This is a genomic window from Gluconobacter cerinus, assembly GCF_025961355.1.
Taxonomy (GTDB): domain Bacteria; phylum Pseudomonadota; class Alphaproteobacteria; order Acetobacterales; family Acetobacteraceae; genus Gluconobacter; species Gluconobacter cerinus.
In genome coordinates this window covers 2,996,435-3,022,668 of sequence record NZ_JAOQNM010000001.1, presented here as the reverse complement: position 1 = coordinate 3,022,668, position 26,234 = coordinate 2,996,435, and the positions used below count along the sequence as shown (strand labels likewise).

17 protein-coding genes are annotated in these 26,234 nt (G+C 52.6%); 9 read left to right on the top strand and 8 right to left on the bottom strand.

What is annotated here, in order from left to right; translation table 11 throughout:
• Positions 1-69: 69 nt before the first annotated feature.
• Positions 70-2,538 carry a Hint domain-containing protein gene (locus M2305_RS14055; protein WP_264649725.1) on the bottom strand — a complete coding sequence of 823 codons (2,469 nt, stop codon included), beginning with the start codon at positions 2,536-2,538 and terminating at the stop codon, positions 70-72.
• An 848-nt stretch (positions 2,539-3,386) separates the two neighbouring features.
• On the opposite strand from M2305_RS14055, the gene M2305_RS14050 reads away from it, so the two are divergent.
• From M2305_RS14050 to M2305_RS14020, 7 genes are all read left to right on the top strand, one after another.
• Positions 3,387-5,915, top strand: a complete 2,529-nt coding sequence (locus M2305_RS14050) for a TonB-dependent receptor plug domain-containing protein (protein ID WP_264649724.1) — start codon at positions 3,387-3,389, stop codon at positions 5,913-5,915.
• Between the two features lie 198 nt (positions 5,916-6,113).
• On the top strand, positions 6,114-7,103 hold the full coding sequence (pstS, locus tag M2305_RS14045) for a phosphate ABC transporter substrate-binding protein PstS (RefSeq protein WP_264649723.1): 990 nt from the start codon (positions 6,114-6,116) through the stop codon (positions 7,101-7,103).
• Between the two features lie 213 nt (positions 7,104-7,316).
• The gene (locus M2305_RS14040; RefSeq protein ID WP_264649722.1) at positions 7,317-8,771 is read left to right on the top strand and encodes a carbohydrate porin; all 1,455 of its coding nucleotides are present in this window, start codon (positions 7,317-7,319) and stop codon (positions 8,769-8,771) included.
• A gap of 103 nt (positions 8,772-8,874) precedes the next feature.
• The gene (gene ppk2, locus M2305_RS14035) at positions 8,875-9,792 is read left to right on the top strand and encodes a polyphosphate kinase 2 (RefSeq protein WP_264649721.1); all 918 of its coding nucleotides are present in this window, start codon (positions 8,875-8,877) and stop codon (positions 9,790-9,792) included.
• A 134-nt stretch (positions 9,793-9,926) separates the two neighbouring features.
• On the top strand, positions 9,927-10,490 hold the full coding sequence (locus M2305_RS14030; RefSeq protein ID WP_099212999.1) for a hypothetical protein: 564 nt from the start codon (positions 9,927-9,929) through the stop codon (positions 10,488-10,490).
• Between the two features lie 165 nt (positions 10,491-10,655).
• Positions 10,656-11,516: a glucose 1-dehydrogenase gene (locus tag M2305_RS14025; RefSeq protein WP_264649720.1), complete on the top strand. Its 861-nt coding sequence runs from the start codon at positions 10,656-10,658 to the stop codon at positions 11,514-11,516.
• Between the two features lie 235 nt (positions 11,517-11,751).
• Complete coding sequence (locus tag M2305_RS14020) at positions 11,752-13,773, top strand: GAF domain-containing protein (protein ID WP_264649719.1); 2,022 nt, start codon at positions 11,752-11,754, stop codon at positions 13,771-13,773.
• Between the two features lie 213 nt (positions 13,774-13,986).
• Here M2305_RS14020 and M2305_RS14015 read toward each other — a convergent pair whose 3' ends face one another.
• A complete protein-coding gene (locus M2305_RS14015; protein ID WP_264649718.1) occupies positions 13,987-15,363 on the bottom strand; it encodes an NAD-dependent succinate-semialdehyde dehydrogenase in 1,377 nt (458 codons plus the stop codon).
• Between the two features lie 318 nt (positions 15,364-15,681).
• The gene (locus M2305_RS14010; RefSeq protein ID WP_264649717.1) at positions 15,682-17,106 is read right to left on the bottom strand and encodes an MFS transporter; all 1,425 of its coding nucleotides are present in this window, start codon (positions 17,104-17,106) and stop codon (positions 15,682-15,684) included.
• A 575-nt stretch (positions 17,107-17,681) separates the two neighbouring features.
• Between M2305_RS14010 and M2305_RS14005 the strand changes: the two genes are divergently transcribed.
• Positions 17,682-19,289 (top strand): tannase/feruloyl esterase family alpha/beta hydrolase, encoded by a 1,608-nt coding sequence (locus M2305_RS14005; RefSeq protein WP_408871478.1) that lies wholly within the window; start codon positions 17,682-17,684, stop codon positions 19,287-19,289.
• A 132-nt stretch (positions 19,290-19,421) separates the two neighbouring features.
• Here the strand turns inward: M2305_RS14005 and M2305_RS14000 are convergent, their stop codons facing one another.
• From M2305_RS14000 to M2305_RS13980, 5 genes are all read right to left on the bottom strand, one after another.
• The gene (locus tag M2305_RS14000) at positions 19,422-20,879 is read right to left on the bottom strand and encodes a carbohydrate porin (RefSeq protein ID WP_099213004.1); all 1,458 of its coding nucleotides are present in this window, start codon (positions 20,877-20,879) and stop codon (positions 19,422-19,424) included.
• Positions 20,876-21,286 carry a GlcG/HbpS family heme-binding protein gene (locus M2305_RS13995; protein ID WP_046902109.1) on the bottom strand — a complete coding sequence of 137 codons (411 nt, stop codon included), beginning with the start codon at positions 21,284-21,286 and terminating at the stop codon, positions 20,876-20,878. The genes M2305_RS14000 and M2305_RS13995 overlap by 4 nt, the downstream gene beginning before the upstream one ends.
• 104 nt (positions 21,287-21,390) lie before the next feature.
• Entirely contained in the window at positions 21,391-23,025 is a 1,635-nt protein-coding gene (locus M2305_RS13990; protein WP_086634285.1) for a GMC family oxidoreductase, read from the bottom strand.
• Between the two features lie 20 nt (positions 23,026-23,045).
• Positions 23,046-24,506: a cytochrome c gene (locus M2305_RS13985; protein ID WP_264649715.1), complete on the bottom strand. Its 1,461-nt coding sequence runs from the start codon at positions 24,504-24,506 to the stop codon at positions 23,046-23,048.
• Positions 24,507-24,525: 19 nt separating this feature from the next.
• The gene (locus M2305_RS13980) at positions 24,526-25,077 is read right to left on the bottom strand and encodes a sorbitol dehydrogenase family protein (RefSeq protein ID WP_211510520.1); all 552 of its coding nucleotides are present in this window, start codon (positions 25,075-25,077) and stop codon (positions 24,526-24,528) included.
• Positions 25,078-25,712: 635 nt separating this feature from the next.
• On the opposite strand from M2305_RS13980, the gene M2305_RS13975 reads away from it, so the two are divergent.
• On the top strand, positions 25,713-26,186 hold the full coding sequence (locus M2305_RS13975) for a hypothetical protein (RefSeq protein WP_264649714.1): 474 nt from the start codon (positions 25,713-25,715) through the stop codon (positions 26,184-26,186).
• The last annotated feature ends 48 nt before the right edge of the window (positions 26,187-26,234 follow it).

Sequence of the window (26,234 nt, the reverse complement as noted above, 5' to 3'; positions counted from 1 at the left end):
AAAGCAAAAACTTTGAATAAGCTGGGAGGGAAAACCTGCCCGTAGTTCTTACGGGCAGGGGAATAACCTTCAGGCTGTCTTAAGAGAGACTTCCACGTCATCTGCCGGAGCAACAACGTAAGGGCCAGCAGCCTCGACCTTGATGGCAAGAAGACCGATGCCACCCGGCAGGCGTGCACCAAGCGGAAGATAGGCGTTGCCGTTCGTCCAGCGCATCGGGATGTGCTCCACGCTGTGCCAGCCGCTCAGATTTTCCTTCGTGAGGTGCGTCTTGATGTTTACCGTGACGCCACTGTCGAAGAACGAAACATCGCCAATCAACACACCCAGCATACGACGGTCGTCAACAAACGGGCCAATCGCATCAGCCGGACGGCTGCTGTTCGAAACGATGCGAACCGAAGACACGTCGCTCGGGATCATAAACATGACGCGGTTATCGACCGTGCGGAGCGGCTGGATGCGGTGACCGCGATCAGACACCAGATGCAAGTCGCTTTCCGTGACTGTCGTAGCAGCCGGTGCCTGAACTGCGAACTGCAGCTCCTGCGCACGCTGTTCGATCTGACGGTAAACAGGCTCAACCAGATCACGGCATACGGTCAGAGCAGCAGCAGCATCGTTCTCCCAGGACTTCGCCTTTTGGCCGAACATGAAGACATTGCTCTTCTGTTCGAACGCACGACGGTTGCCCGTATCAAGATAGCTCTCGGTCAGTGCACCGTTTGCCATGATGACCGAGTGATCTTCCGTCTCAATGTGGAAATAGTCATAGGACGTGAAGGACTTGTCATAATAGATCGAACGACCGTTGACGAGCATGCGGGCCGGAATGAACTTGCCATCCAGGAAGAGGCAATGTTCAGACGTCACGAGCATGTCCTGGAAGGGAACACCCAGAGCAATCGCGTTTTCAAGGATCCGCACTGGATACCCGGCCTCATCATCAGCCTTTTCCGGACGGACGACGCAATGTGCCTTACCTGCCCAGGAAACCGTGCTGCTGTAGGCCTGACCGTCGCGATAGGACGTGACGGTGTCGCCTGGTGCAAGATCCTGGACGGCAATATTGCCATTCGGGCCTGCGATCAGGGTGTCTGCCAGGAAGCACACTTCATAAACAAGATCGCCGCTGCTGTCTGAAGCCAGCGTATAGCCCACGTTCTGGACGCCAATGATGTTCAGCGTGACGGCTGAACCGTCCTTGAGCGTGAACGTGACATGGTCAGCGTCAGGATAGGTGACGGAAGCGACGTTGGCGGTTTTGACGTTCGTCAGCGTGATGCCGTCTGCGGTTCCTGCCGTCTTATCTTCCGAGAAACCGGAGATAACCGTCGTCGGGTTACCCGAACCTGTGATGGTCAGGCCAACATTCCCATTACCCTGCAGGTCGATGGTGCCACCAGCAGTTGTTGGGATTGTTAGTGTAGCACCCTTGGCGGCCGTGACAGTACCCGAGATCGTTGATCCAGCCTTAGCGCTCAGGATTGCACCGCTCTGAAGGGTGGTGGTGCCAATCGTGCCACCAGACTCAGCGTAGAGGTACCCGCCATTGCTGACTGTGTTTCCTGTAGCGTTGCCCCCAGATCCAACATCCACCACGCCACCGCTGATAACGGTCGTGTTTGATGTCGCACCCTGAACGCCGAGACCACCGCCGCTAATAACCAGTCCACTCGCGGTAGCGCCCGAATAAACTGCAACAGTATTGCCCGAACCGATGGTGCTGTTGGAAAGAGCAGCTCCAGATTTCAGGTTGATTGTGACCCCAGTTCCAAGCTTCTGGTAGCCGCCGTCTTTGACCCCGCTTTCAAAGATTAGTGTCCCGCTAACAACTCCACCGGCGACAAACGAGGGGACAACATACGTATCGAGCGTGCCGCCATTCAGTTTCAGGGCGCCGGTCGAGGCGCCTGCGGAGACAACAGCGGAAGCGCCAGTGTTGATGATCACACTTGAAAGGGTCGCACCAGAGCCTACAAAGACCTGGCCGCCGTTATTGATGGTGCCCCCGAAGGCCAGACCGCCGGAGCTGATATCCATTACACCGCCATTATTAATGGTTGTGTTGGAAGCTGTTCCAGTTACTGCCAGCCCGCCGCCTTTGGAAACGATAGCGTTTCGTAGAATTCCGCCAGCATTAACAACGATGGTTCCAGAGGAACCTGCGTCTGCGTTGGAGAGAATGCCACCGGACAAGACGTTAATTTTTGTTCCTGACACAGCTGTCAGGGAAGTCATGTGCTGGTTATCGTAGTTAGTGCCGACATTGAATGTCGCGCCCGCAGCCAGGCTGATATAACTCCCGCTACCACCGGCAGAGATCGTCAATACGCCGCCTGACGAGACCGTATCATTGAACGCTGAGCCACCGCTCTGGACGACGACTGTGCCACCAGACACAATCGAAGCGCTTCCGTAAGTACCACCAGAAGACACAGATACCGAAGAGAAGCTTGAAGTATAGAAACTTCCAGGGTTTGTTCCTCCGTTGACGGTATCATCAACATACAGAACGCCGTTCGTTACGTGGCTCATAATTCCCTCCAAGAGAATTCGTTAACGGTACAACCACCCAGAGCGTGAGAAATTCAAACTTCTCGATGGTGTTTCTTTGTGACCCTGCGGACGGACAGTCAGAATTTCTTTGATATCTGTAAAATTCGATCGCTGGCGGCTAGTGCAACCAGCCCTGTGTAAAAGGGCGAATTTAACAGAATATGGCTCCATCCAGATTGTTTGCAGAATCTTGTCATGGAGATAGAGACACAATTTTGAGGGGCCGGAATATGGATGAATTTTCCAAAGGTAAAAAAAAAGTTGACACCCCAGTGGACAGCATAGAAAAAACTTTAATAAGTTCTTTTGGAATCATATATTTACACAGTTTTTATAATAATTTCACGAAGAGAAAGTCCTCAAATTTCGTCAATTCAAACGAAAGTTAATGATATTTTGTCACGAAGTTTGCTGCGTTCCGGCCCCGGAAAAGAGCCAATTTTCGAAAAATGACGAATGGGAAGTCCCAAAAATAGGATTAGGCGGACCAAGTTTGTGCTCCGCTGTCATCATCGCCGAGTGCGCACCTATTCACGTTCGAGGCATAACCGTGACCCGGCAGAGAGCGTAATTTTCTGTATCTGCTGACGCAGCATATGCAGCACACATACCTTGCAAAGGTCACAGACAGCTCTCAATTATTCAAAGTATATCATAATTGTTTATTATTATTTCAAATATTATGTTGAAATAATAATATAGAAATATTAAAAAATACACCAGAAACATAATAATAATGACACAAAACCTTAACTTTTCTGCTTTATTTCTTCCAACTAACAATCCGTACCAAGGCGTTACAAATAGCGTTTTTGGGAAACATTCCGATGAAAAAAACGGTTTTAATTCTGGTTGCAACAACTGCTACCGGCGCATTCCTGGTGCCCGCGCAGGCTCAACCGCTCTCCAGTCAAACCACGACAGACGACAAACCTGCTAAGGCCAAAGGAAAATCAAAACAAACGACGACTGCCCATGAAAACGAGAGCGAACAGGTCATCGTAACGGGAACGCGTGAATCCCACGTCAAGGCTCGCCAAAGCATCAGCCCCGTCGTCATCATCTCATCGGCGGCCCTTGCGCGTTCAGCCGAAATGAACGTCGCCAATGCGCTGACGCGCATCTATCCATCAATCACGATGAGCGCTCGCGGATCGAATACCAACTCACTGGTGTCATCCATCCAGATGAGGGGACTAGGACCGAATGAGACGCTTGTTCTGGTAGATGGAAAGCGTCGGCATAGCACTGCGAACATTGTGCAAAAGCCAGGCCCGCAATTTGCGTCTTCGGGTGTCGATCTCAACATGCTTCCCGAGAACATGATCGATCATATCGAAATTCTTGAAGACGGCGCCGCCGCGATGTATGGCTCGGATGCGATTGCCGGTGTGGTCAATATCATAACCAAAAAGAAGGATCACGGCCTGTCGTTATCAGGACAGGGTGGAGCCAATGCATATCTTGGGAGCGGAGAACAGTTCCAGCTCAATGCAGACGGCGGCTTCAAACTTGGTCGCGATGGCTATGTACACCTTGGCGCGCAGATCTATCACAGCGAACATGCAGTCGCGTGGGGGCCGGATCACGCGCTCCTTGGCTACTGGCCAGCGGGTGCCGATACAAAAAACTACTTTGTTGGTGTTAAGCCAGGCTCAGAAAAGTGGAAAGGTCGCAAGACCGATTATCTGAGCACCCCTGAAGAAACGCGCGAGAATTTCGGCCTGAACTTCGGAAAGCCACTCGGGGCTGACATCGAGCTTTATGGACAGGCCACTCTGGCCTATCGCCATGCAGGCATGCGGGCCTACAAATACCCTTACGTCGTGCCCGCCATGGGAATTGACGAGTTGCGTCCGATCACGGGCGATGACGAACTCGACTATGGCGTCACCCTTGGTTTGAAGGGCCATGATTTTGCTGGGTTCGACTGGAATCTTTCTACAGTTTACGGGGGCGATAACTCCCGGATCAGCATTCGTGACAACGTCAACATCGGGATGCTGACCCGGACAGGATATTCACCGTCCAAATTCTGGGACTACACCCAGAAGAACGCACAATGGACCAACAATCTCGATCTGCGACGCAGCTTTACGGTTATGGGGATGCCTGTAAGCCTTGCCTTTGGTGGGGAGCATCGGCTGGATTCCTATCAGATCATCTCGGGCAATCCGGAATCCTATCTTGATGGGGGACCAGTAGAGCACGCCGGCATTCCACCCCAATCCGCAGGGACATGGTATCGCAATGTGTACTCAGCGTATGTCGACACGACGCTACGGCCCACAACCAAGCTTTCGATCGATATCGCTGGCCGATATGAGTATTACACAGACACAAATAACACCGAAAACGGAAAGATTTCGGCACGATATGATGTGTCTCGCAGGTTCGCACTCCGAGGCACGATCAGCAACGGCTTTCGCGCTCCGACATTACAGGAATCCCACTTCAGCCGTCTGAGCATTTTCGCTGGAACAGGCAGCGTCGGAGGCCAGCTCCCGGTTGAATCGGCCGCTGCAAGGTCTCTCGGTGCATCGGGGCTGAAACCTGAGCGCTCAGTGAATGCCAGCGGCGGCTTTACCATGGAACCGGTACGCGGCCTCCATGTCGAAGCTGACGTATACCAGATCAACCTACGCGATCGCATTGTGCAGGGTGGAACGGTGCGCGGAGCACAGGCGCTGGATGCCATCCGTTCGTTCGGGTTCGACGTCTCACCAACAGCAACCAATGCGGCGGCTTCGTCCGCTTACTTCCTGTCCAACGGTGCAAGCACACGCACACAGGGGCTGGACCTGAAAGCCGATTACCTCGTTCATATGCATCAATGGGGCAATATCGCCCTGACAGCTGCGGTAAATTTCAACCTGACCCGTCTGCATCATAATGGTATTTCATCGATCGGGACCCCGCTGCTAAACGATCAGACGATTGCCTACATCACGACCGCGACCCCACGCAGCAAAATGATCCTGAATGCCCTGTGGACTGTCGGCGATTGGGACGTAAACATCCGCCAGAGCCGTTATGGTGAAACGACGGGAATGATGACGTATCAGGACTGGACACCAGCTTCAGCCACATGCTCGAAAGGTGGAGCGCTACGTTACTCCAACAGTTGTTTCGCACAGTTCAAGAATACGCCGCGCTGGCTAACAGATCTGGAGATCGGCTATCGCGTCACGTCACACGTTCATGTCGCAGTGGGCGCAAACAATATTTTCAATGTTCGCCCTCGCAAGCTGCCTGACCAGCTGATTTCTGCAGGTGGCAGCATGTATGATCAGTTCTCGAACCAGGTGCCATTCACCGGCGGATATTATTTTGGGCGGGTGAACGCATCTTTCTGAGCACAGGGAAGTCACGCTCAAAAGGTCGACCAGATCCATGAGAGGGCACTCTAAACCCTCTCGTGGACTATTTCACGCAGACACTCCGAAACACTTGTCTCAAAACTGTCTTTTTTGATGTGTTGGAAGAGCATAGTCACACGGTCTTCCTCAGTGATATGCGCAGAAAATTCCTGAGCAGACGGAGTGTCGGTGCGCATGTTTCTCTCGAAAAGAGTTTTGGCACGCAAAGTGATGCTCGTGCTTCTCTTCATGATTTGCGGCGCTGCATATTCAGCTCCCATTGCTGGCGCAGGATCAAGCTTCGCTGCGCCTTTGTATCGAGCATGGAGTGACAGTCTTCCATCTCAAGCTGGCCTGTCCCTGAAATATCGCACTGTGGGATCAGGAGACGGGCAGAAACTTGTCATGGCGCACAAGGTGGATTTCGGGGCCTCAGATATTCCTCTTCCAGAAAATATTCTTGGTATGCAGGGGCTTTATCAGTTTCCAACCGCGATCGGAGCTATCGTCGTAGTCATCAATGTTCCCGGCGTAGGGGCTGACCAGATGCGGCTGGATGGCTCAACGCTCGTCGCCCTTTTTAGAGGCGACATTACTTCCTGGAACGATCCGCACATTCGCGCCCTGAATCCCGATCTTCGCCTCCCGGACCTGGATGTCCTGCCAGTTCATCGTGAAGAGGCATCCGGAACCAGCCAAGTCTTTTCAGACTACCTTCGCACACAGTCGCCATCCTGGAAGCCCGGATCATGGGGCGAGGGGGCCGAGGCACGCGGCAATGATGGTGTGGCGGCAAGTGTGCGTCAGAGCATTGGCGGGATTGGATTTGTAGAATATGCCTTTGCGCGCCGAAATCATCTAAACACAGTAAAATTGAAAAATCATTCAGGCCAGTTCGTCATCCCGGAGACAGCCGCTTTCAAAAGCTCTGCTTACAGCGCAGGCTGGCAGCACACGGATCATTACGCGGTGAGCTTACTGGACGCCGGCGGCTCAAAAAACTGGCCGATCATGAGCGCAACGTTCGTGCTCGTCCCGGTTCATCCATCAGACCAGACGACGGCAAGTGCAGTGAAGGCATTTTTCACCTATGGGCTGCGTCGCGGCGATAAGGCCCTTCAGGATCTGGATTACATCCCGCTGCCGAACGATGTAAAAAACAAAATCCTTGCAAAGTGGCCCTGAGCGAGGCTGGCAAAGTCATAATAACTTCACTCCCATTTTCCTCTCATTTCTGTGAATGAATTGTGCCTTCCGGCATCTCGGAATGAGGGGACCGTCGTGCTTACGAGTGCTCAGTATCGTCGTCTTTTTATCGCACACGGCACCGCAAGGCTGAGAAGGCCACTAATTATAGAGGGAGGCATAACTTCTCCAGGTTTTTGACGGGATCTCCGCATGCTTGGGAAAATGCGCTCACTGGCACACCTTGTAGTTTTCAGTAGCATTTTCCATTCGTTTTTCGGGAAAGCCGAGGCGGCAGCGGCACCTCTCGTAACTGACGTTTTACCGTCAGGCGTACCGTTACCATCTCCGGCACCGGGCTTCGTTCTTCCACCGGAAGACACAGGAACGGAGTTGTTGGGCAATGCAGGTGGAGCACGAGCCTGGCTGGGCCGAAAAGGGATCAGATTCAACCTCCAGGATGTTGAGGAAATATGGGGCTTAGCCTCAGGCGGAATGCATCCGGGCCCCACATATGACGGCATGACAGCCGCCACTCTCGTGCTGGCAACCCGCCGCGCATTTGGCTGGCATGATGGCCTTCTCAATATCAGCGCCATTCAGGTCAGGGGGCGGTCTCTGGCGGGAGAGCGCCTTGGGTCCTTAAACCCGGTGAGCGGCTATGACGCTGGCCGGACGACACGTTTGTTCGAGCTTTGGTATGGTCAGGGCTTCTTTGGAAACCGGCTTGATATTCGCGTTGGCACAATTGATCTGGACACTGAATTTCTGGTCAGCCAGAACGCCTCTCTGTTTCTGAATGCAAGCTTTGGCTGGCCGCTCTCGACGTCAAGCAATCTGTATTCGGGCGGCCCGTCCTGGCCTTTCTCGGCTGTCGGGACGCGGATCAAGTGGTCTCCAGCTTATCCGCTTGTGCTTATGCTGGCCATCACAGACGACAATCCAACCAAAGGCCCATTTTATAGTCAACTCAGCCCTACTCGTATGGACCCTTCGGGCACCAGTTTCTCGACAAGCGGTGGCACCTTATTTTTAGGGGAGGCGCAGCTCTGGGTCGATGCTGCCCAAAGCCTTTCAGGAAAAGATGCACCCGCACTCCCCGGGACATGGAAAATCGGCGGCCTTTACGATACCGGCCATTTCCCTGATCCCCGATATGACAGTCGTGGCGGCTTCCTGGGCAGCCCTGACAGTTCCGGAATACCGGCATATCACCATGGAAACTGGCTGGGTTACATCGTGCTGGACCAAACCCTCTGGAGAACGGTTCAGGGGCCATCAAAGGCAATCAATACGTTTGTTCGTGCGACCATCGCGAGCGGGACGCGCAACCGATTTACAAATGAAGTGGAAGCTGGGCTGACGTTTCAGGGTTTTGTGCCGTCTCGGCCCAATGATGTTGTTGGAATTGGGTGGGGAACCAGCTTTTACGGGCACCGTGCACGAGACAACGTCAAAGATACGATACGCCTCGCAGACAGCTCCGCCAGACTGCTCGTACCGGAAGATCATATTGAACTTACCTGGCAAATTCCGGTTCGCGATTACCTGACTGTTCAGCCTGATTTCCAGTATTTCTGGCATATTGGAGGTCAGGAACCACAAAAGGGTCAAGCAGTGGCCTCAGAAGGCGCTGTTCTTGGCTTGAATATGACGACGACGTTCTGAAAAGTGGCTAACGTAATGTCAATTAACCTTCAAACTCTCAGTCTGGTTTCCACAGTATGGTTTCTTTCACGGCCTTGAAGGTCGGTGATAAAGGAACTTATCCATGACGCAGGACCACGATTTCAGCGCCAACTCTTCGGCCGAACAGGCGCGGGAACGTATGCGCTACGAAATCATCGACGATTTGGATGAAGAATTCGAACTTTCGCTGGAAGAAAATGAGGGCGAGGGGCTTGATCCTGCAGATCGTGCGTTCCGCCGTACCTATTTTCGCGAGCTCATTCGCCTGCAAGCCGAGCTCATCAAACTTCAGGATTGGGTCAAGGCAACGGGAGAACGCGTTGTTGTCGTTTTCGAAGGCCGTGATGCTGCCGGGAAAGGTGGTGCGATCAAGCGGATTACCCAGAGGCTGAACCCGCGGATCTGTCGGGTGGCAGCGCTTCCGGCGCCTAATGACCGTGAACGGACACAATGGTATTTCCAGCGCTATGTTGCGCATCTTCCCGCAGCAGGCGAGATCGTGCTGTTTGACCGCAGTTGGTATAACCGCGCTGGCGTTGAACGTGTCATGGGGTTCTGCACCGACGAGGAATACGAAGAATTCTTCCGATCAGTGCCAGAATTTGAGCGCATGCTCGTCCGCAGCGGCATTCGGGTGATCAAATTCTGGTTCTCGATCACGGACGAAGAGCAGGAAGCACGCTTCCGCGCCCGCATTGAAGACCCATTGAAGCAATGGAAACTCAGCCCGATGGACCTTGAAAGCCGTCGTCGCTGGGAAAGCTACACGGTAGCCAAGGAAATCATGCTCGAACGATCCAGCATTCCGGAAGCTCCCTGGTGGGTTGTACCGGCAGTAGACAAAAAGCGCGCGCGCCTGAACTGTATTGCTCACTTCCTGTCTCTTCTGCCTTACGAACCTATCAGCCGCCCGGAAGTTGTTCTTCCCGAGCGTGTATTCCATCCCGACTATGAGCGTGAGCCCACGCCAGAGACCATGCTGGTTCCGCAGCGCTACTGACGCCCGCGTTATGATTTACGGGTAATGGAACGAGCTCTTCTATTGCCCGCATAGCCTTATGGATCGAGGAAAATCACTCGCACTAACCATAATTACAGACCGAGATACTTTCTGAAACCTGCTTTGCAGGAAACTTGAAGGATACCCTCGCGCTAAACATCATTACAGTTTTGCAGAAGGTCCTGATGGTAGAAACAGCGTCACCGTCCCCCGACACCAGCCAGATCGTGGCGCAGGGTCATCCGACAGACAACGAGTTACTAGCGTTTTACCGCTCGGAGATCCGGTTTGAGACTGAAGTTGTAAACGGTCGCTTGCAGGCTCTTCTTGGTTCACAGGCATTTCTTGTCATTGCCTACGCAACAGCCATGACGGGCTCTACAAAAAGGTGGGGAGACAGCATGGTTCTTCTTCTGCCGCCCCTGTTTTCGCTATTGGGATTTGTTCTGGCAGCGATGGCACTTCCGGGTATCCGCGCGGCATACGCTGCGATTGGTAAATGGGAGGGAAAGCAGCGTATGTTACATCAGCGCAGCCCGGCACTGACTGATTTCACTCTTGCCCCAAATGAGGACGAGACACGCGACATGATGCGAAGAGCACAACGAGGTGCACTCTTTGCGCATCAGGCGCCATTCATATTCATTATCGCCTGGACAATTTTCGGATTTATTCCGTTCTATCTATACTTAAAATAATTAATATTCTTGATAGAATATCTATCTTACAAACGAATTTCTCATCGCTTGGTAAACCTTCCATGAGGGAAAATTTTTCGAAGAAACACTTTGAAGTTCTGGATGTTGATTATGTCAGGAGCGCCCTTGTTTTAGGCGCATCATCCTTTGTGGAGTGATAGTTGCATGCCTGACCATATTCTTCCCCAGTCGCAGGATCATCAGCCCGGCCTTGAAGGACTAATGCAGCCTAAAGCGGAGCATATCCGTGCCGGTTACAAAGGAAGCGGAAAGCTCACCGGAAAAAAAGCACTGATCAGCGGCGGAGACAGCGGGATTGGACGTGCTGCAGCCTTACACTTCGCCCGTGAAGGGGCTGATGTTGCAATCCTTTACCTTGAAGAACATGAAGATGCGAAAGAGACTATTCGCCTGATTGAAAAGGAGGGCCGCAAAGGCCTTGCTATCGCGGGTGATGTCTCTTCAAGTCAAACCTGTAACTCAGCGGTGGAGAAGACGGTCAAGGAGCTTGGAGGACTTGATATTCTTGTCAACAATGCTGGCGTCCAGATCGTTCAGGAAGATATCAGCGCCATATCGGACCAAGAGTGGCAAAAACACATGGACACCAATATCAACGGATATTTCTATCTGGTCCGTGCCGCGCTCCCGCATCTAGCGAATGGAAGTGCTATCATCAACACGTCCTCCATCAACGCGTTCGCCGGGAACAAAGCCCTCTTGGCTTATTCAACCACCAAAGCTGCGGAAATGGGTTTCACGCGTGCGCTGGCGCTTCAGCTTGTCTCAAAAGGCATTCGTGTGAATGCCGTCGCTCCTGGCCCGGTCTGGACTCCTCTACAGCCAGCAAGCTGGGGGCCAGTTGACCCGCAGTCTGTCGCAGATCTTGGGAAAGATACACCCATGGGACGTTGTGGAGACCCCTCCGAGCTTGGCCCAGCATATGTTTACCTCGCGAGTAACGATGCATCATTCGTGACTGGGCAGACACTTCATGTGAACGGCGGCATGATCATCAATGGCTGATCGTCCAAGGGGTCCATTGCCTACACTTTAGCTGGCCTCTTCCTCCCTTGCCAAAGCTGGCCAGGGAGGTTTTTTGTCTCAAACGATGCTCCCTCCAGATACAACTTATTGGCAGTTCTACTCCGGACGTATGAAAGCCCTCATATTTGAGGGTGCGTTCTTCCAAAACAGGATTGGAGGTAGGCACCAGTCGCGGTATGCTAGATACCATGCAGGATTTGGACATACCTTGAGAATGGGCTCTGCCGACGGACTTGACCGGGTGAATGCCTACGGAGATCTGTCGGCCTTTTCCGACGCGGACCTGAATGACATCGCGGTGGCAGCCGCTGCACTGTGTCAAACTCCCATAGCCCTTGTCAGTATTCTCGATCAGGACAGACTGTGGTTTTCAGCCCGTGTCGGCACAGATCAGCCTTTCGGTCCGCTTGCAAATTCAGGATGTGGGCAAGTGATTGCCCGTAAGGTTCCGGTTGTTATTCCTGACATGCTGGCAGATCCTTACACCCAGAAGAACACACTTGTCTGCGGTGTGCCTAGACTACGGTTTTACGCGGGCTATCCACTGTTCGATACCCAGGGAAGGGTAGTCGGCACCCTGTGCGTTGTCGATCTTGAAACACGATCTGATGGCTTGTCCTCACATCAGAAAGATGGTCTCGCTGCACTGGCGCGACAGTCCATGCGTCTGATGGATTTGAGGCAGGCGTCAGTTACTCAGGAACGGCGTTTTACGGCTCAGCAGCTTCGCAGCCAGCGCGCTGCGAAGCGGGTGCGGGAGGCCGAAGCAGAACGTCGCCATGCTCTGGAAAAATATGCGCTTCAACAAGCAGCAGGAGCGGCTGGCGGCATAGGTATCTATGAGTATGATCTGGTGTCGGGAGACATCACCGTGTCGCCCGAGGTCTGCCGGATTGCAGGCATCGATCTCATTCCTACTCTTTCGGCAGAGCAATGGATTGCCCTGATCCATCCCGATGACAAGGTGACGATACCCACTCTTAATCGAATTCTTGAAGGAACTGCTCCTTTGAGGTTGCAGTACCGCATTCTTCGGGCCAGCGACGGAAAAGAGCGATGGGTTCTCCGTCAGGGTATTCTGGACCATGACGAAGCCGGGCGCCCGATCCGGCTGATCGGAACTCTTCAGGACGTTACACCCGAAAGAAATGCGACTGCCAGACTGACAACGCTTCTCGCCATTGGTGATGCCCTTCGTACTGCCGAAACGCGCCAGAAGGCCCTTCAGGAAACATGTCAGTTGCTTGGAAATCGCCTTGATGCGCAGCGCGTTGGTTTCGCCCGCATTTCCATGCGGGAAGAGCGCTTCACTGTGGAGCAGAGTTGGTGTGCGGATGACATGCCGCCCATCAGCGGAGAATTCTCATTCGAAGCCTTTCGACATACGTCAGATTTCCTTCGCGGAGGTTCCGTCTTCATTCTGGATGATATCACCCATACGTCGTGGATGAGTGTGGAGCAGGCCGCCTATCAGTCCGTGAATGTCGTTGCGCAGGTACTGGTCCCGAAAATAAGGGGAGGAGACCTGACGGGCTGCCTTTTTGTTCATAGCTCTCAGCCTCGAGAATGGACAGTAGACGAGACGTCTTTTATCCGTACTGCTGCCGATAGAATTTTTGCAGGCCTGGATGAGTGGGATACTCTGTCCCGGCAGGATCTGATTAACCATGAAATCCTTCATCGCTTGAAGAACACGCTTAGCATTGTTCAGAGCCTGGCCCATCAGGGTTTTCGAGGTGTTGAGGATCAGAGCGCGCTCACAACATTCACCGCGCGACTGATTGCGCTAGGTTCAGCGCATGATCAATTGATGAGAAGAAACTGGCAATCTACAGACCTTGCCAGTCTGACGGTAGCAGTCATGACGCCGCTCGGCTTGGAAGGAAGGGTGAAAGTGAACGGACCTTTCCTTTGCCTTGGGCCCGATACGGCAACATCCTTCTCAATGGTCCTTCATGAACTGGCCACGAATGCCCTGAAGCATGGCGCGCTGAGTGTCCCTGATGGGATCGTGAGTTTGAACTGGACGATCGAAGGGTATGGACCAGAGTCAGCTATGATGCTGACCTGGCAGGAAACTGACGGCCCATCGGTGACTGTCCCAAACCGGACAGGTTTCGGAATTCGCCTGTTACAGGCTGGCCTGGGACATCAAGGGAAGACCGAACTTTACTACGATCCCGACGGTTTACGCGTTGAAATGACAGCGTCAATCATCTCAATCGCCAGTCACTGAAATTTGGAAGAAGTCGTCTGTTCCATAGTCTGAGGGCTATGGAAACCTTTCATTGTTCTTTACCGGCGCTCACTTGCAGAGACTGCGCGGAGAGAGGCTGGTGATACAAACATAAACTATGACAAATAGAGCGGGCATCAGGTTACGCGGTTTTATCCAGCGCTCATAATAACGAGCACCAGATAAAAGCGCAGACGTGGGTCTAGCAGGCTGTTAGCCGTGCGCGACAACGACCAACTTGCGATTAACAAACTCCATAATCCCAAGGTCGCCCAGTTCACGTCCATAGCCAGATCGCTTGACCCCACCAAAAGGAAGTTCCGGCGCCGTGCTGGTCCATTGGTTAATAAAAACCATGCCGGTTTCTATCTGAGAGGCAAGCTTCTTGGCGTGTTCATGATCTTTCGAGAATACCGATCCACCGAGGCCGTATGGAGAGTCGTTGGCTAACGCAACCAGTTCGTCTTCGCTTTTCACAACATAAACCTGCGCCACCGGTCCGAAGAACTCCGATTTAAACGAAGGACTGTTCTTGTCGATACCGGTCAGAATGGTGGGTTCGTAGAAGAAACCGGTCCGATCAGCGACCTTTCCGCCCGTCAGAACTTGAGCACCATGCTTCACAGCTTCGTCCACTTGCTTGGCGATTGTTTCCAATGCGGCCTTAGACGACATCGGTTGCAGCGTGGTTGCCGGATCCAGAGGGTCGCCCAAACGGGCTTTTTCAAACTCTGTTTTCAGGCCAGCAATAAACGCGTCTGCAACTTTCTCATGCACAATAAAGCGCTTGGCCGCCGTACAAACCTGTCCAGCGTTTGAGAGCCGTGCTGCGGAGCCAATTTTGATTGCGCGGGCGAGGTCAGCGTCATCTAGAACTGCAAAGATATCCATGCCGCCCAGTTCAAGAGTGGACTTCTTCAGATGCTTGGCCGCGGTAGCCGCCACCGCTGCGCCAGCGCGTTCTGAGCCTGTAAGCGCAACGCCTTGCACTCTGTCATCGCCGATGAGAGCCGCGACCTGGTCAGGCGTTATGAACAGGTTGACGCAGGCACCGTCCGGCGCGCCTGCGTCACGAACGAGGGTTTCGAAAAGCTCTGCGCAATGCGGGACAATTTCCGCGTGCTTGATGAGAACGGAATTCCCTACCGCGAACGCTGGCGCAACAACACGGACCAACTGGTAAAAAGGAAAATTCCATGGTTCTACAGCAACGAGCGTTCCGATCGGCGCATTTTCGATCCACGCCTCTCCAAGAGACGTCTCGCAGGGTGTAGGCTTCAGCTGCTCTTTTGCGTGATCAGCATAAAAGCGTGCAATACCGCCGCAGAGTTTAACTTCCTCTTTCGCATCAGAAAACCGCTTGCCCATTTCGATGCTCGCGGCATGCGCCAAATCATCAGCGCGCTCATCAAAGAGATCTGCAATTTTCGATAATACAGATAGTCGCTTCTCGATCGGCCCCTGACCCCAGTCAGCTGACTTGAAAGCTGCATCAGCTCTACCGAGAGCTTCGAATGCCTGCGCATCCGTGTGTTCGGGGTACGTTTTTACAGTTTGTTCGGTGAAAGGATTGACCGTCTGGTAAGCCATGGTGTCATTTTCTCCGCTGACTGGAAATTGTCTGTTCCGGCTAATCAACCGCCCACAAACCGAAAACAGTCAGTTTCGTGATTTGCAATGAGATCCCGCAAAAAAAACGGACCTTTGAAGGCTGGATGATCAGTGAACGCTTCCAACTGTGCGAGAGTTCTGGAAAAAAGAGAGATTGCTTGCAGGTATCCGATCACAATTTTCTAGGCATCACGGCGGGGAAGCAGAAACCGTGTGCTGTAGCAACGGCAATGAGCGGGAGGACTATAGCATTCGCATCGTCATCTCACCTTACGTGAGCCGAACATTTCAATTAATTCAGCTGCGCTTTCCAGAAATTTCTGCCCCGAGATTACGTGACATTTTCCAGAAACCAGATGTGCCAATCAGCACGATCACAGCAGTCATCAGAAAGACCATATGCAGTTCGCGCAGACTGATTGAGGCGTGACCATACAAGTGAGAGAGCATGGCAAGCCCGAAAGCAGTAATGGCAACGCCCACAGTCGAGCCCGCCTGTCCTAGAATGGACATGATGGCAGCGGCCTTGCTCCTTTCGTTGTGACTGACATCCGCAAAGGCCATCGTCGAAAGACTGGTGAGCTGGAGCGAGCGACATAAACCCGCGACTACAAGGGAAAGACCTAGCAAGACCGGAGATGTCTGGGTGTTCAGCAAAGTGAAGGGGAGCAGCGACACCGCGACGAGTAAGCCATTGAAGAAGAGGACGTTCCGGAAGCCGCCCCACCGAATGATGGCAGACGTCCAGGGTTTTATGCCGAGATTGGCGCAGAAATAGGCCAGCAGCCATGTTCCGGCCTGCATGGGAGAAAATCCAAGCCCAAGCTGTAAAAATAGCGGAAGCAAAAATGGGGCAGAGGAAAATACAGCGCGGAAAATCAGCCCAGGGTTGAAGGCCGCATATCGCAGGCTGGCACGTTTAAGAGGTTCCAGAGAAAGAATGGGAGTAGGGTGAGCTTTAAGATGACGAACGGCTGACAGGCTGATGATGGCTCCTGCTATTGTAAGGCCACATGCAACAATCTGCTCCGTTCCCGTTTCAGAAATGCGCTGAAGGCCAGACAGCAGGCAGGTCAGACCCGTCCCGCAAAGCACAAACCCTTTGATATCCAGCTTTCCAGCTCCTTCCGCGGGTTCGGCAGGGACCACGCGCAGCATGATAAGAACAGCTAGAATTCCGATGGGCAGATTAAGCCAGAAATTCCAGCGCCATCCGACGGTCTCGGTCAGATAGCCGCCTAGAACCGGGCCAATGATTGGAGCGGACAAGGCAGGCCATACAGTGACGGACTGCGCTTTCATTAGGTCGCCCTTAGGCGTGTGACGCAAGATGATCGACATGCCTACAGGCATCATGACGGCACCGGCCAAACCTTGTCCGATCCGCGCGCAGACAAACATGGGAAGTGTCTCCGCCAGACCACAAAACAAGGACGAAAGCGTGAAAAACGATACGGCCAGACACATGACGCGCTTCTCACTAAACTTCATGGCCATCCAGGCAGAGATGGGTGAAATAGCAACCGACGCCAGAAGATAGGCAGTCACGCCCATCGAGAGATCAAGCGTCTTTACCCCAAAGGAACGCGCCATTGCTGGAAGGGAGGTGTTGATGATGGCCCCGTCAAGGTTCTGCATGAACGTCGCTATAGCCATGGTAAAAGCAATAAGCGGGGAGTAACGCAGAGCCTCTCCCGCGTCAGATTGAGCAGAAAAAGCCACGGTTTTTTGAGAGGTCTCCGGCAAAAAAGGTCTCCAGAAGAGAAGTTCAGCTGATAATCCGACTGGTTCGGAGAACGTTTTTGCCGGAGAATATGGGATCTGAGGAAAGCAGGCAGTTCACAAACCACGCTGTTTCAGACTGTGACCCACAATTAATATAAACAAGATAAGTGGAACCGGTCTGCGGAAGCAGGGAAGGTTAACAGACTTTTGTGCAACATAAGGAAACTGTACCTTATGGCGGCGCTCGTCTGCATAAAGGCCATGGTTGATCCTGACGGCACTTTCGTCTGAAATTGTAGAGTACTGGCTGCAATGGAGGGAGATTTGGCCATAACCAAGTTACCAATTATCCAAAATATGCTCTTCATCCCGCCCAGCCTCATTGGTGCTCCTACCGTTTGATGCCCCTTTCTGAAAAGCGAGACTGAAACACTGCATTGCAGCACGGAACGGATCAAGGCATTACCTCTTCAGCTTTGAGGTGTTCAGACTGCATCGTGCTGTCTTGGGTTGCAGAGGCTTGATCTCTGGTACGCCGGACAACGCCACGGAAGCAAAAAGCCGAGGACGCTATGCCAATCATGCAATCACGCCGCTCTCGCCACACGCAATTGCCGCGTCGAATTTTGGCAACTTGTGCAGTGGGGGCGTTCTTCTTGGCCTCAGGGTCTCTGCTTTTGTCTTCAGAGGCGCGTGCTGCCAACTGCGCGGATCTGGCGCGACTAGCACTTCCCAATGCGACCTTTACCAAGGTTGAAACCATAGATGCCGGAGAGTGGCACAGCCCGCAAACAAATCTGAGCCGGATCATGACAGCGCCCGGCATGAACCTTGCAGGACATCCTGTTCAGGCTGCCAATCCGGCATTCTGCCGTGTGGCTATGACGCTCCGTCCGTCTTCAGATTCAGCGATCCAAACAGAAATCTGGCTTCCGCTACAGGGCTGGAACGGAAAGCTGCTTGGGGTCGGAAATTTCGGATGGGCAGGCTCTCTCATGTATGACGGCATGGTGACGGGTCTGGGTGAAGGCTATGCTGTTGCCAGCACAGATACAGGCCATGACAGTTCTACGCCCGAAGGACAGGGTGGACGTTTCACGCTAGGCCATCCGGAAAAGCTGGTGGATTATGCTTATCGCGCTGACCACCTGATGACGTTGGTGGCAAAGCAGCTTGTCCGGCGCTTTTATGGGAAAGACGCTTCCCATGCATATTGGATTGGATGCTCCCTGGGCGGGTTGGAGGGCTTGATCGAAGCCAAGCGTTACCCCGATGATTACGACGGCATCGTTGCTGGAGCGCCTCCTAACCCGATTGTCAATTTCAATGGTGAGCAGCTCTGGGCAGGGTGGATGAGCTATCATGATCCCGCACTGCGTGTGGGGCGCGAGAAGTTCCAGCTTTTGAACCGCGCAGTCATGGCGGCATGTGCCTCTCCGGTCGGGAAAAGCCAGGGTTTTCTTGACGAGCCGGGCAAGTGCGGGTTCGAGCCGCAGCAGCTTTTGTGTGAGGGAAAAGATACGAAGGGCTGCCTGACGGCCAATGAGGTCAAAGCGGTGGAGCAGATTTATCGCGGCCCGGTTGATCCCCAAACAGGCAAGGTTATCTTCCCCGGGCCTGCGAAAGGCAGTGAAGACGGATTTTCAGCTGATGGAAAAGCGTTTCCCGTGGCTCTCGATCTGTTCAGATATGCCGCTTTTCAGAACCCCGCATGGGACTGGACCACACTGAAGTGGGACACTGACATCGCCTCCGCAACCAGCAAGCTTGGTCCGCTCCTTCATATCGATGACAATCTGACGCCTTTCTTCAAGCGTGGGGGGAAGCTGTTAATGTATATCGGCTGGAATGACGGGCATAACCCGCGGGAACTCGCCGGATATTATCAGGCCCTCATGCAGCATGCCGGACCAACAGGACAGAAGTCTGCTCGCCTCCTTGAAATCCCGGGTATGGGGCATTGCTATGGCGGAGCAGGGTGCGACACGTTCAACAAGCTTGGCGCGATCGATGCGTGGGTCGTACGTCACGACGCTCCACAAACGATTATTGCCTCTCGGGTCAAGGACGGGAAGATTATACGCACAAGACCGCTCTGTGCATGGCCGCAAGTTGCCCGATATGACGGCCACGGCCCTATGACCACGGCGGCGAGCTTCACCTGCGTTGTACCAGAGTAAAGACTGAAATTCCTTGATTTAAAGAACGGGAATTTCAGCCGTGATACCAAATGATGGGACGCCGCTATGTCAGCTTTGGTCCCGTCATCTGGAGTGCCGAAAACCAACTTGGTTAAACCGAACTTCTGACAATCAGAAATTGGACGTCAACTGCCCTCCGATAACAGCAGCATCCTTGAAAGTGGTCGTAGCCCCTGGGCGTTGGAGATACTGAAAGTCTGCCTGCAACGTTGTGCCGCGCATGAGATGGGTGCTGTAGAACGCTTCATAAACATTCTCCCAATGCTGCACCCCGTAAACAGGCCCCCACTGATTATCCAGATAGGGCAGGCCAAGCGCCAGGGATGATTCCTGCTGAAGGGTGACGGTATGGCTCATGTCCATATGCTGAAACATGATACCAGCCTGATCGCCACTTCGATGCCACGGCGTTCCGCTATCGACTATTCCGATCCACTCATGATCTCGCATGGCGACAAGATTGCCCTGCGCATACCCAACACCGCCAATAAGAATAAGCCCGTCGGTAACGCCCGGCCCATTACGGACCAACATCTGGTCAAACATGAACCATGCGGAAGTCATCCCGGCCTCATAGCGCCTCCCGAGGCCTGTCGCCTGAAAGGAGTTGCCGTTCACGTCCTCGTAGAGGTTCGGATAGCGCGAGTTATCGTACCAGGCGCCGAGCTTGTAGTTGCCTCGCAGTTTGTTCTTACCGAAAGACGGCATCCAGCCGATTTCAATCTGCGACGAGACCTTACCCAATCCACTCTGAGCAAGAGCCCAGCCTGAAATGCCACCGTTGTAACTATGGGGCGAAACCGCGAAGACGCCTCCCATGATGTAAGTTTGCTCCGTCGGACGGAGACGCAGCACGCCACCAAGGTTTCCGGAGGGCCAGTCGCGTCCACCCGGGACGTATTTTCCGGGAGCGAAATTACTGCAAACGGATACGTTCATGAAGGAACAGGCGACGTAATCGAACGCAAAGAAGCTTCCCGTTGGAATATCACCAAGGGACAAAATGATGCGGTCATTTAAAAAGGACTTATCCGCATACATGGAGACAAGATGGGCAACCACGTTACCGCGGGCACCGTAGATCTGTTCAGGGTTGGTGACTGAATCGCCCAGTGTATGGCTGAAGCTGCGTCCATGGCCGTTAATTACGAGAAGATGCGTCCAGAGACCCTTCACACCTGCAAGCTGCTGCCAATCCACATCCAGTTCGGCAGCCACCTGACCGGCCAGGACATTATCCCGCGTGCGGCCGCCTGTGACATTGGCCATGTATTCTTCATTGAGCGCGACGTTCAGATACATGCCGTGCTTTGTCAGCCATGTCTGCGCACCGCCCCAGTCTCCAAACAAATGAGGATTTCCATAAAGAGACGGGACCAGGGGACCGACCGCGAAGGTGCCCATGCCTTCCATCGCAAAAGCACGAGACTTGTAGGATTCAGGTGTTGCAAGGTTCTGAGAAGTTTCGCTCTGTGCGAGCGCCTGACGGCCGGGACCAACGATACCCAGGGCCGCGCACAGGAAAAAGCCAGCGAGTTTTTTCCTGTGCATTGGACGTCGGGTTTTCATTCAGTGCTCTTTGCCTTTGAAGTCTGCAGGAAGGTGGTGACTGTGGACTGAGCGAGATGAGCATCGGTTTCACCTTCGCCACCACTCAGACCAAGAGCGCCTACAAGTTCGTTGTTCACCATGATCGGGTATCCACCGCCGGCGGGAAGGGCATTCGGCAGCGTGCTGATCATGTAATTCCCGCTATTGAGGGCATGTTCCATGTCAGCCGTCGGACGAGCGAAGGAGAGCGCAGTCTTGGCTTTGCGGATCGCCAGTTCGATACTCCCGAGTTGTGTCCCATCCATCTTCTGAAAAGACACCAGATTTCCTCCCGCATCAACAATAGCGATGGCGACACGGGCATGACTGGCCACCGCAAGCTTCTTGGCCTGATCGATGAGGGTATTTGACGTCTCTAAATTCACGGCCAGGTCCTTCGCTGATGCAAACCCCGTAAGACTTGCTGTTGCGATAAAAATACTTAGGACGGCGCCGATGGTCCGGCGCTGAAATAGTTTGTACAAAACACTTACCCCTGTTTCAGGTCGTTGAGAATGGCATCGGCGGCGCGAAGTGAGAGCGCAGCCATCGTCAAAGTGGAATTCACCGTTCCAGACGCCGCCATTGTTGCGCCTGTAGCAAGAAACAAATTGGCGTGATCATGGGTTCTGAGCCACTCATCCACGACAGAATCACGCGGATCATGGCCCATGATGGTACCACCGGTGATGTGATTGTTCGGAGTAAAGAACGGACTCATTTCAATTTCGGTTCCCCCAAGGGCCTTGGCAATGTCCATCAGGCGCTGCCGGGAAATGACCGCTGATTTGCGCACATATTCTCCCACGTCATACGTGACTTCGGGATGAGGAATACCAAGAGCGTCCTTATGATCCTTGGAAAGGACGAGACGGTTATTCGGGTCAGGGAGGACTTCATGGTTGGCGTAGATATCCACACCATGAGCCGTACGGCGGCGGATCTCCTGGTCCAGTTTCTTGCCAACCAAGCCCATGGATAGAGCTTTCATGCCAGCACGGGAGTTCTGAGCCGTATTGTTATAGCCAATCTGTGTCGCGGCATATTCAGAACGGAAATCACCATCACGGAAGTTCGTAATGGAGCTCATCTGAACCGAACCGCCGCCAGCCCAGATAGGCTCAGCAGACTGGAAGCTCATACCGATGCCCGGATGGTCCATCATGTTCCGGCCAACGAGGTCCGATGAATTTGCAATACCGTTCGGATTGCGATCATTGGCCGCGAGCAAAAGCAGTTTGGGTGTTTCAATGCCGTTGGCAGCCACGACGAACGTTTTGGCGACGACACGATGAGACTGTTTTTCCGGGTCATAGAAGCGGATGGCCGTGATCCGGTTCTTGGCATCCGTCTCCATCGCATACACGACAGCGTTCGGAATGATCTTGGCGCCCAGCTTCTCAGCCTTCAATGCGGCATAGACGCCGTTGTACATCGCTCCAATCGGGCAGATCGGCATGCAGTTGTTATTTCCACAGCACTGTGGACGGCCATCATAGGGACGACTGTTTCGGGCCTGCGGAACAGGAGTGTTGGAAAACCCAAGCTTGCTCACCACATCGGTGAAGGTGCGGTCTCCATATCCATAAGGCATGGATGTCATGGGCCAGGGATTTCTGCGGGGGGCGGACGGCGTAATGTCCTCTCCATTTGGGCCCATCACGCCCATTTCGCACTCTGCCTCGTAGTAGTACGGCTCGAGCGTGTCATAGCTCATGGCATAATCGCGCCCCACGCCATAGGTGGAGTGCAGCTTGAAATCGTTTGGCAGATACCGCCAGCTTGAGGCTGCCCAGTGCCAGGTTGTACCACCAACGCCCTTGATGATGCCCTGCTTGTAGGCCGTCCGGTCCGGGCCTTTGACGATCAGGTAATTATTGTCCGGAAAGTAGTTGGTGTGGGGCGCCCACGGAACGCTGGGATAAGGCGTTGCGTAATCATACTGGGACTTGTTGTCAGGCGGCATATTCCGCCAGTTCTCCACAATCTGGGAGCGATCACGCCGAGGACCGGCATCCAGGAGCAGGACAGAAAGACCGTTGCGAACGAGTTTATGTGCGAGCAGGGACCCACAGATTCCTGCTCCGATAATGACGACATCAGCCGAAAGCGTTTCACCAGACATGATTTTACCTTTGAATTCTATTAAGCGACACGCTGTTTCCGACGGCTGATCAGCCACCAGACGCCACCCACCACGATGATGGCCCCTAAAACGCCACCCGCTCCGAGCAGAAGCATCACGCCTGGGCTTGCGAGTTTGGCGAGAGGGACCTGCTTGCCGCCAACACGAACCTGTTTCACCGCATCGGCAGAGACAGTGGCCTGCGCGTTGCCAAAGTGGCTCAGAACGTAATCTGCGATTGTTGCGATCTGCTCATCATTGAGCGGTTGCACCAAAGTTCCCGGGCCAAAGGCTGGCATCAGGATTTCATGATCTTCCGTTGTGCGGTCCACGCCATAAAGGATGCTGGCAATCAGATCGTTCGGGTTGCGCTGCCCTGTCGTGGTATTCCCCACGAGGGACGGATAATATCCATCCGCTGATCCTTTGCCGTCCGACTGGTGGCAACTCGCGCAGACGGCTTCATAGAGGGCTGCCCCGTCCGTTGTTTTGGACAGGGTGCTGTTGTTACGGCGCGCATTCGCGTCAGCAACGCTGTAGCTTGATGGGCGACCAAGATGAGCGAAATTGGCAGCCGTTTGACCAGCTTCTGCTTTAGGCGGAACCGACCGGAGATAGGTCACGATCGCTGAAATATCCCCGTCTGGCAGATACTGCAGACTGTGCTCAACGGCTTCAGCCATCGGTCCTGCTGCACGAGCATGAGCCGTTCGGCCGGTTTTTAGGTATTGGTAGAGATCATGGTCAGACCAGCCGCCAATGCCGCTTTGAGGGTCATTGGTGATATTCGGTGCACGCCATGAGCCTATATCTGCTCCCGCCAGATAAGCGGACTGATTAGGCGCAAGCAGGAAATTGCGTGGCGTATGGCACTCGCCACAATGAGCCAGTTCGTCGACCAGATAGCGCCCGCGGTTCCAGTCATCGTTGTGGGTATGGTCGAAGACATATGGCTTGCCCTCAATACGCGCGGCAATCTTCCAGATACCCAGTGAGGCACGGATAGAGAACGGGAAGGGGAGCTGTGTCCTGGGCGATGGCGCGTCTACAGGTTTTACTTCGTTCATGATGTAAGCGTAGAGCGATTTAACGTCTTCATCCGTCAGGCGGTTATAGGCGTCATAAGGCATGGCCGGATAGAGCTGCGCACCGTCTGCGCGAATGCCGTGCCTTAACGCCTGAGAAAACTGTTCAAGCGTGTAGTTTCCGATGCCATGAGTTTTGGAGGGCGTAATATTGGTGGAGTAAATGTTTCCCATCGGGGATGAGATCGCATATCCACCAGCCAGAAATTGACCATCCCGTCCGTTTGTATGGCACGCAGCACAATCGGCTGCGATCGCAAGATAATGGCCGCGACTAATAGATGGTTGATGAGCTGAAGCGGGTGTGGGCTCCGTCGGTTGTGCCAGTGCAGACGCTCCTGCGAAAAGCAGAACCGTTGTCAGGGCAGTGCCGGACAGAGAACGAAAATATCGCATTTTCACTGTGATAATTTCCTTAGAATTCCGGCATGACGTCGACGGAACCGGGCTCTGCAACCCAGTAATTTGGCCCGTTATGAGCATAGGTCGGGATGACGACGACATCGCGAGACGATTGATACATCAGCGCTTTTTCGAAAGCGTAAACCTTGGCGCTCGTTCCACCTTCAATAACGCCAGCATACCAACCTCGGATAATCTGCAGGAGCGTGGCATGCAAAGGATCGCCGTTAAGACCTTCGTCCAGCGCCTCAACATCCTGATAGCCGTTTTTCGCGATCCTTTCGCGAAGAGCTGCTACGCGAGCAGAAAAATCGTTTGTCTGGGCCTCAAACGCGAGGAGCAGCGCGGATCCAATAGCAAGATCCAGATTTTTATGCCCGGTGGCAAAAGTTGATAGTTGCATAAAATCTGAAACGCCATTCCGGTTCGATGCTACTATTTCTTGAGCAGAACCTTTCTTAACCGTTCCGATTGCAGCAGCGGTGATGCAGGCGCCGGATAGAGCCAGAAGACGCCTGCGGGAGAGAAAGACCGGGACAGGATTGGGATCAGGTAATTTTTCCAACGGCGCTCTCCAGAGACATAGTTTGATACGTTATGTCCCTTCATCCGGATTTTTTCCAAATAATAGAAATGACTATTTTTTGTTCGGTATAACAGGATGGTGATTACAGTTACTGTTATTGGTAACGTTTTCGGCATAATTAGAAATATTTCTTATTTCCTTATAAATTTACAAAGAAATAAACGTTATAAAATAACAATTTTGTATTTATAATTATTTTTGAAAGTAAGTAATTTACATCTTATTTATACTTTTATTATTTTATATTTATTTCTATATTTTCTATAACGATAAAGATATACCGGAAGAAGGTTATTTTTCTTTATCATTTTATAATTTTTTGGTGTTGCACGTTTGGCCTTATATGAAAAAATCGCTGTCACGTGCTCGTTTATGATTCGCCTTAGCGTCTGATCACTGAGTAATGGAGCACTCTCCATACGCCTCAAAATACATCTTAATCGATATGAATATGACAAACTAAAGCCCATTCAAGAAAATTCGCGAAAGGCTAGTTTTTGAATTTACTTTACGAAATTTTTATCTTGTTGTTCCAATCGAATTTCATAGAAGCATCATGAGAAAATTTCGAAATCAATTTTATATTTATAGAAATCTATATTAATGAGGGGAAAATGAGAAAATATAATTATCTACCATTAATATTATCTTTATTGATACCAATAAATGCCACCTTTGCATCGGATATAAATAAAAATTGCTATATTGAAAAAATATTCATGCGCTCGTCTCTTTCAACCTCAAGATTCAGTGTCAATGAAGATGCGCTTTCAACATATGCGAATGCATATACACATAAAATAAACAGTGAAAATGATAGCCTCTTGAAAATAATTTTATCATATAAAATTTCAGACGCTCAAGAATACCCGTTACATGATATCTGGAATGCCATCTATATTAGAGATTCCGATGGAAAAGACGTCCATAAATTATTTTTTGATAAGCCCTTTACAAACGTGGCGTCTATTTCAGGAGAAATAGACGGTAAACAGTTTGCCCTTTCACAGGCCGCTTATCCAGCTTTTCGGCACTGGCTCCATAAGAACAAGTCCGACTTGAAAAATAACGCATTATCGTGCCCCTGAACGCCGAGAATTTCGAACCACTTAAAACCATCGTAGCAAAGGCAAGTG